The organism is Streptomyces durbertensis (genome assembly GCF_014156695.1).
In the GTDB taxonomy this organism is placed as follows: Bacteria; Actinomycetota; Actinomycetes; order Streptomycetales; family Streptomycetaceae; genus Streptomyces; species Streptomyces durbertensis.
Genome location: NZ_WMLF01000266.1, coordinates 1 through 7,346 on the forward strand (window position 1 = coordinate 1; position 7,346 = coordinate 7,346).

General features: G+C 74.2%; 7 protein-coding genes. 4 read left to right on the top strand and 3 right to left on the bottom strand.

Going from position 1 to position 7,346, the window contains the following annotated elements; genetic code table 11:
- Positions 1-172 precede the first annotated feature (172 nt).
- The 3 genes from GL263_RS17380 to GL263_RS17390 all read right to left on the bottom strand — a co-directional run bounded on the left by GL263_RS17380 (position 173) and on the right by GL263_RS17390 (position 2,160).
- A complete protein-coding gene (locus GL263_RS17380) occupies positions 173-871 on the bottom strand; it encodes a response regulator (RefSeq protein WP_182856642.1) in 699 nt (232 codons plus the stop codon).
- 123 nt (positions 872-994) lie between these two features.
- On the bottom strand, positions 995-1,684 hold the full coding sequence (locus GL263_RS17385; RefSeq protein ID WP_182856643.1) for a CBS domain-containing protein: 690 nt from the start codon (positions 1,682-1,684) through the stop codon (positions 995-997).
- Positions 1,684-2,160 (bottom strand): cyclic nucleotide-binding domain-containing protein, encoded by a 477-nt coding sequence (locus GL263_RS17390; protein WP_323379446.1) that lies wholly within the window; start codon positions 2,158-2,160, stop codon positions 1,684-1,686. The genes GL263_RS17385 and GL263_RS17390 overlap by 1 nt, the downstream gene beginning before the upstream one ends.
- 250 nt (positions 2,161-2,410) lie before the next feature.
- On the opposite strand from GL263_RS17390, the gene GL263_RS17395 reads away from it, so the two are divergent.
- The 4 genes from GL263_RS17395 (at position 2,411) to GL263_RS17410 (ending at position 7,328) form a co-directional block, all read left to right on the top strand.
- Entirely contained in the window at positions 2,411-3,157 is a 747-nt protein-coding gene (locus GL263_RS17395) for an HAD family hydrolase (RefSeq protein WP_182856644.1), read from the top strand.
- Complete coding sequence (locus tag GL263_RS17400; protein ID WP_182856645.1) at positions 3,154-5,664, top strand: glycoside hydrolase family 65 protein; 2,511 nt, start codon at positions 3,154-3,156, stop codon at positions 5,662-5,664. The genes GL263_RS17395 and GL263_RS17400 overlap by 4 nt, the downstream gene beginning before the upstream one ends.
- Positions 5,665-5,828: 164 nt before the next feature.
- Positions 5,829-6,707 (top strand): universal stress protein, encoded by an 879-nt coding sequence (locus GL263_RS17405; RefSeq protein WP_182856646.1) that lies wholly within the window; start codon positions 5,829-5,831, stop codon positions 6,705-6,707.
- Between the two features lie 15 nt (positions 6,708-6,722).
- Entirely contained in the window at positions 6,723-7,328 is a 606-nt protein-coding gene (locus tag GL263_RS17410) for an Rv1733c family protein (RefSeq protein WP_182856647.1), read from the top strand.
- Positions 7,329-7,346 lie beyond the last annotated feature (18 nt).

The window sequence follows — 7,346 nt, forward strand, 5'->3', positions numbered from 1 at the left end:
GGACGCGACCGAGGACACGACCGGCGGGAGGCAAGCGGGCGGGCGGCATGCGGACGGGACGCGGGAAAGCGCGGGCCGGGGTACGGCGACGGCCCGACCGCTGGGGTCGGGCCGTCGTCCCGGGCGCCGCCGGTCGGTTCCGTGGGGGCACGGTCGCCGCCGGCGGTGCCGGTTACCGGGGGCCGTCGGGGGAGTCGGCGCCCGGTAGCTTCGTGGCGATCACAGCGGCCTGCACCCGGCGTTCGACGCCGAGCTTGGCGAGCAGCCGCGAGATGTTGTTCTTGACGGTCTTCTCGGACAGGTAGAGCCGCTGCCCGATCTGCCGGTTGGTCAAACCCTCCCCGATCAGGGCAAGGATCTCCTTCTCGCGCGGGGTGAGACCGGCGAGGGCGTCCTGCTCGGGTTCCGGTTCGGCGCGCTGGCCGCGCAGGCTGCTCATGAGCCGGGCGGTGGTGGCGGGGTCGAGCATCGACTGCCCCGAGGCGACCGTCCGCACCGCCGACACCAGGTCGGATCCCTTGATCTGCTTGAGCACGTAGCCGGAAGCTCCGGCGAGGATCGCGTCGAGCAGCGCGTCGTCGTCGTCGAAGGACGTGAGCATGAGGCAGGCCAGCTCCGGCATCCGGGAGCGCAGTTCGCGGCAGACGGAGATGCCGTCGCCGTCGGGCAGCCGGACGTCGAGCAGGGCGACGTCGGGGCGCAGCGCGGGGCCGCGCGCGACGGCCTGTTCGGCGGTGCCGGCCTCGCCGACGACGGTGATGTCGGGTTCGGCGTCCAGCAGGTCGTGCACGCCTCGCCGGACGACCTCGTGGTCGTCGAGGAGGAACACCCGGATCGGCTGCTCGCGGGGAGTGCCGGTCGTGTCGGTCATCTGGACACCTCTGGCGGTGGGGATACGGACGTGGACCTCCATGGTGGTGGCACCGGCGGGTACCGCACCAGGGCCGTATGGCCCATGGCGCGGCGTCGAACGGCCCGCCGGCGTCCGCCGATGTCAGTACAGCGAGTCGGTGCCGGGCCGTCCGGCGTTGGCCGGAACCTGCCCGTTGTCGAGGTCGAAGGCGACGTCGACGACGCCTTCCACGGCCCGGGTCATCCGGGCGACGACCGGCACGAGGGAGGTGTCGCGCAGTGTCCCGGTGAAGGTGACGACGCCGTCGGCGACCTGCGGGTGCAGGGTGGCCGGGCGGTTCGGGAAGAGCGGGTCGACGACCTGCCGGCCGACCTCCTCGGCGATGTCGTCGTCCGTGCGGAGGAACACCTTCAGCAGGTCGCCCCGGCTGACGACGCCGGCGAGCCGGCCCTCGGCGTCCACGACGGGCAGCCGCTTGACGCGCTTGCGGGCCATGGCCCGCGCGGCGTGCGCCAGCGTCGCGTCGGAGCGGACGGAGACGGCGGGAGTGGACATCAGGTCGCGGGCGGTGGTGCCGGACGCCTTGGCGAGCTCGTCCAGGTGCCGGTGCTGGTCGATCAGCAGCGGGTCGCGCTCGCGGTACTCCTCCTTGCGGAGCAGGTCCGCCTCGGAGACGACGCCGACCACCCGGCCGTCGCCCTCCAGAACCGGCAGGGCGCTGACCTTCCACTCGCGCATGGTCTGCACGATCTGCTTGAACGGCGCGTCGGGGCCGACCGCGACGACGGTCTGCGTCATCACGTCCCCGACGGTCATCGGCGAGCTCTTCATCAGTTCTCCTCGGACGGGTCGGACAGTGCGGCGAGCCCCTGGGGGCCGTAGAGGTCGAGCAGTCGGTTGCGGGAGCGGTGCAGTCGCTGGGCGACGGTCCTGGCGACGAACAGCGCGAGGGAACGGCCCAGTTCGGCGTCCTCCTGGCACATCTGCCGCACCTCGGCGCCGTCGAACTCCAGGGCGCGGACGGGGCCGACGGCGCGGGCGCCGAAGTGCCACACGTGCGGGGTGATCAGCCAGGACCAGCCGAGCAGGTCGCCGGTGTGCAGTTCGTCGACGACGGCGTGCGGCCGGGTCGGGACGCGCACGTCCAACTGCACGGTGCCGGAGCTGAGCAGCCAGAACCGGTCGGCCCGCCGCCCCTCCTCGAAGATCCGGGCACCGGCGGGGAACACGACCTCACGGGCGTGCGTCATGAGCCGTTCCCGGCTTTCGGGCGGCAGCGCGTCCAGCAGTCTCGGATGGGTGAGCACGATGCCTCCTCGTCGGTCTGCCCCGCCTCCCCCGCCGCCGGCCGCGTGCCGCGGTCGCCGCCGCGTGGCGCGGCCGGCGGTGGAACGGGGAGGCCGTTCACCCCTTCATCGTGCGGCGGCGCGGAACGCCGCGGGCAGGGGCCACAGGTCCCGGTGTCGGGCCGTTCGGCCCCGTTCCGGCGGGACCAACGAGGGGCTGCGGCGGCGGGGGCCCGCCGTTAGCGTGAACGGGAGGCCAAGGAGGTGCGCGATGGCGGACGGTCCGACGCACGGACTGCGGGCGGTGGTCTTCGACACGGACGGGGTGCTCACGGACTCGGCGTCCCTGCACGCGGAGGCGTGGCGGGAGGCGTTCGACCCCGTGCTGACGGCCGCCGGGCAGCCACCGTTCGACGCCGACGGCGAGTACCGCCGCTGGGTCGACGGACGCTCCCGGCTGGACGGCGCCGCGGCCCTGCTCACCGCCCGTGACCTGCGGCTTCCCGAGGGCGCGCCGGATGATCCGGCGGGCGTCGGCAGCGTCCGCGCGGTCGCGGCGGCGAAGGAGGCCGCGTTTGTCCGGCTGCTGCGGGAGCGCGGCGCGCCGGCCTGGCCGGACGCGGTACGGCTGCTGCGCGCGCTGCACGCCGCCGGGGTGCCCAGGGCGGCCGTGTCGGCGTCCCGGCACGCCAAGGAGCTGCTGGCCGCAGCCGGGCTGCGGGAGATGTTCGGCGTGCTGCTGGACGGCGGCGAGGCGGCCCGGCTGGGGCTGCCGGGGAAACCGGACCCGGCGCTGTTCCTGGCCGCCGCCGCCCGGCTGGGCGTGCCGGCCGGCGAGTGCGCGCTGGTGGAGGACGCGGTGGCCGGGGTGGCCGCCGGCCGGCGCGGCGGCTTCGGCCTGGTCGTCGGCGTCGACCGGACCCCGGACGGCGTCACCGAGCTGGCCGAACACGGCGCCGACGTTGTCGTCCGCGACCTCACCGACCTGTGGCCCGCGAAGCCGGAGGCAGCGCGATGAACTCCCTCGACGACCGCGACCACTGGGTCGGACTCCTCAGCCCCGACGACCGCGGGGACCACGGCCCGCACACCGGCTGGTGCTGGGTGTACAAGGGCTACGACCCGGCCGAGGAGCCGCTGCGGGAGGCGCTGTGCACCCTCGGCAACGGCCGCTTCGCCACCCGGGGCGCCCTCCCGGAGGCCGCCCCGCACGCCGAGCACCACTACCCCGGCACCTACGCCGCCGGTCTCTACAACCGTCTGACCTCCTACGTCGCCGGGCGCGACGTGGAGAACGAGGACATGGTCAACCTCCCCGACTGGCTACCACTGCGCTTCCGCCCACTGAGCGACGACGCGGACGACACCACCGGCGAGGAGAGTGGCGACTGGCCGTGGATGAGCCCCGACACCTGCGAGGTGTCCGACTACCGCCAGACCCTCGACCTGCGCGCCGGAACACTCCTCCGGGAGATGCTGCTGCGTGACCGTCGGGGCCGGGCGCTGCGGGTCTACCAAACCCGCTTCGTCCACATGGGCGACCCCCAGTACGCGGCGCTGCGGACGGAGTTCCGCGCCGAGGGGTGGAGCGGCACGCTGGAGGTCGAGTCCGCGATCGAGGGCGACGTCACCAACAGCGGCGTCGCCCGCTACCGGGCACTCGACGGCCGTCACCTGACGGACCACCGCACCGGCCACACCGACGACGGCCTGCTCTGGCTGACCTGCCGCACCCGCCACTCCGACGTGCACGTGGCCGTCGCCGCCCGCACGGCGGTCATCGCCCCCGAGGGCACCGGCCCCGAGTACCGGGCCCGGGAGCGGGACGTCGCCCAGACGGTCCGTCTCGACCTCGCCGACGGCGTCCCCGTCGCCGTGGAGAAGACCGTCACCCTGCACACCACCCACGACCCGGCCATCAGCGACCCGCTCGACGCCTGCCTGCACGGGCTGCGCACCGCGCCCGAACTCGACGACCTCCTGGTCGACCACCACGCCGCCTGGGAGCGGCTCTGGCAGCGCGCCGAACTGCACGTTCCCGGACTGGCGGGCTGCATCCTGCGGCTGCACCTGTTCCACGTCCTCCAGACGCTCTCCCCGCACACCGCGTCCCTCGACGTCGGCGTGCCCGCCCGCGGCCTGCACGGCGAGGCGTACCGGGGCCACGTCTTCTGGGACGAGGTCTTTGTCCTCCCCTACCTGAACCTGCACTTCCCGGAGGTCTCACGCGGCCTGCTGATGTACCGGCACCGGCGGCTGGGACGCGCCGTGGAGTCCGCCGCCGAAGCCGGCCACCGGGGCGCCATGTACCCGTGGCAGAGCGGCAGCGACGGCCGCGAGGAGACCCAGACCCTCCACCTCAACCCGCGCTCGGGCCGCTGGCTTCCCGACCACTCCCGCCTCCAGCACCACGTCGGCTCGGCCATCGTCTACAACGTGTGGCGGTACGGCCGCACCACCGGCGACCAGTCCTTCCTGCACGGTCCCGGCGCCGAGATGGCCCTGCAGGTCGCCCGCTTCTGGGGCGACTTCGCCGAGTGGGACGCCGACAGGTCCGCGTACCGGCTGCGCGGCGTCGTCGGCCCCGACGAGTACCACGAGGCGTACCCGGACGCCGACCGCCCCGGCATCGACGACAACGCGTACACCAACGTCACCGCCGCCTGGGCACTCTCCTTCGCCCTGGAGCTCTACCACGAGCTCCCCGAACCCCGCAGGGGCGAACTGGCCGAGAAACTCGCCCTCTCCCCCGGAGAGTTGGAAGGCTGGAAGGACATCTCGCACCGGCTGTACGTGCCCTGGCACCGGGGCGTCATCGACCAGTTCGAGGGCTACGGCCGCCTCGCCGAACTCGACTGGGAGGGCTACCGCGAGAAGTACGGCGACATCGCGCGCCTCGACCGCCTCCTGGAAGCCGAGGGCGACAGCGTCAACAACTACCAGGCGTCCAAGCAGGCCGACGTGCTCATGCTCGGCTACCTCTTCCCCCCGGACCAGCTCGCCGCGCTGTTCGAACGCCTCGGCCACCGCCTCGACCCCGACACCTGGCGGCGCACCGTCGACCACTACCTGGCACGCACCAGCGGCGGCTCCACCCTCAGCAGCCTCGTCCACGCCTGGGTCACCGCCCGCACCCACCGCGCCCAGGCCTGGCGCTTCTCCCGGGAAGCCCTGGTCAGCGACGTCGCCGACCTCCAGGGCGGCACCACCCCCGAAGGCATCCACCTCGGCGCGATGGCCGGCACCCTCGACCTGGTCCAGCGCGGCCTCACCGGCCTGGAGGCCACCGGCCAGGTGCTGCACCTGGACCCGGCGCCGCTGCCGTTCCTCTCCCACTTCGACCTGTCCGTCACGTTCCGGGGCCACTGGGGCGTGCGGCTCAGCCTGGAGGGCGGACGACTGCGCGTCACCGTCCCCGACTCCGCGCAACGCTCCCTCCCCCTCCAGATCAACGGCCACCGTGTCCACATCACCCCCGGCGAAACCCACACCCTCCAACTCCCCCAACCCCACGAAGACGTGTAGTCCAACGGCCCGCCGTGTCCCCTCGGCCCCTCTCCCACCGAAAGATTCGGGCCGAACGGCCCCCGGGCGGGACTTGTGGCCCCTGCTCCCGGGCACCCGGCAGGGCGACCGTAGAGACAGAAGCGCGGAACCACGGTGTTCCGCCCCGGCAGGAGGAGATGACCATGTCCGCGATCGTGACAGTCGGTGTCGACGGCTCGCCCGAGAGCCGCGCCGCCGCCCGCTGGGCGGCCGACGAGGCCCGCCGCCGCGCGGCGACCCTGGACATCGTGTTCGTCCGCGAGGTCGACCCGCACCCGCACCCGTACACCACCCTGTACGACCCGGACAAGGAGAGCAGCTGGGCGCAGACCCTGCTGCGGGAGATCGCCGCCGAGGCGTCCGAAGCCCACCCCGGACTGCCGGTCACCACCCGCCTCCTGTCCGGCTACGCCGCGCAGCTCCTCCCCGAGGCCGCCGCCGACTCCGACATGCTCGTCCTCGGCACCCGCGGCATCGGCGCCGTCGCCGGCTTCTTCATCGGCTCCGTCGGCCTGCCGACCGTCGCCCACCTCAACCGGCCCGTCGTCCTCGTCCGCGCCCCCGAGAAGAGCACCGCCGCCACCCCCGTCGACGCCGGCGACGTCGTCGTCGGACTCAAGCTCAACCGCCCCGCCGAGGACCTGCTGGCCTTCGCCTTCGAAGCCGCCGCCGGCCGCTCCGCCCGGCTCCGCGTCCTGCACACCTGGGACCTGCCGCCCACCTACGGCGTCCGGCCCATCGCCGCCCCCACCGGTGCCGAAGCCGAACTCTCCCAGGAACGCTCCGAAGCCCTGGACACCGCGCTCCGGCCCTGGCGGGAGAAGTACCCGACCGTCGAGATCCTCTGCGAAGCCGTCGTCGGCCGCGCGGCACACCACCTCATCGAGGCCGCCGACGGCGCCTCCCTCGTCGTCGTCGGCCGCCGCCTGCGCCGCACCCCGATCGGCGCCCGCATCGGCGCCGTCGCCCACGCGGTCATGCACCACGCGACCGTCCCGGTCGCCGTCGTCCCCCACGACTGACAGCAGGCACGCACCATGTCACGGACGGACACCCCCAACGCCGGCGTGCCACGCGGAACCCGCGCGGCACGCCGGCACAGCCCCCTCCGCCGCCGCGTCGACCGCGTCGAGACCCGGGCACGCACCCTCCTCGCCGTCCTCCTCGTCGCCGGCGGCGGCTGGGCCGCGGCCGCCTCCGGCACCGCCGCCTACGAAGCCCAACACGACATCGTGCGGACCCAGACCGCCGAACGCGCCCCCTTCACCGCCACGTTGACCGGCGACGCCAACGGCACCACCGGCCGCCTCGGCGACAACGCCCACCGCGCGCGCGTCGTCTGGGACGACACCGACGGCAACGAGCGCGCGGGCGTCGCCCACGTCCGCGCCGACGCCCGCGCCGGCGAGACCGTCGACATCTGGGTCGGCCCGGACGGCCGCGTCACCGACCGCCCCGCCCCCGCGACCTCCGCACCCCTCGCCGGCGCCGTAGCCGGCGGCGCGGCGGCAGGCGCGGCGACGGCCGCCGCCCTCGCCGCCGCCTACGCCCTCCGCCGCACCTGCGACCGCCACCGCGACCACCTCTGGGAAACCGAATGGGCCGCCGTCGAACCCAAGTGGTCGCACCGCCAAACCAATTGACCCCCAACGGGTGACACC

Coding starts and splice junctions, on each gene's coding strand:
- GL263_RS17395 (WP_182856644.1), top strand. CDS start 2,411: ATGGCGGACGGTCCGACGCACGGACTGCGGGCGGTGGTCTTCGACACG.
- GL263_RS17400 (WP_182856645.1), top strand. CDS start 3,154: ATGAACTCCCTCGACGACCGCGACCACTGGGTCGGACTCCTCAGCCCC.
- GL263_RS17410 (WP_182856647.1), top strand. CDS start 6,723: ATGTCACGGACGGACACCCCCAACGCCGGCGTGCCACGCGGAACCCGC.
- GL263_RS17380 (WP_182856642.1), bottom strand. CDS start 871: ATGACCGACACGACCGGCACTCCCCGCGAGCAGCCGATCCGGGTGTTC.
- GL263_RS17405 (WP_182856646.1), top strand. CDS start 5,829: ATGTCCGCGATCGTGACAGTCGGTGTCGACGGCTCGCCCGAGAGCCGC.
- GL263_RS17385 (WP_182856643.1), bottom strand. CDS start 1,684: ATGAAGAGCTCGCCGATGACCGTCGGGGACGTGATGACGCAGACCGTC.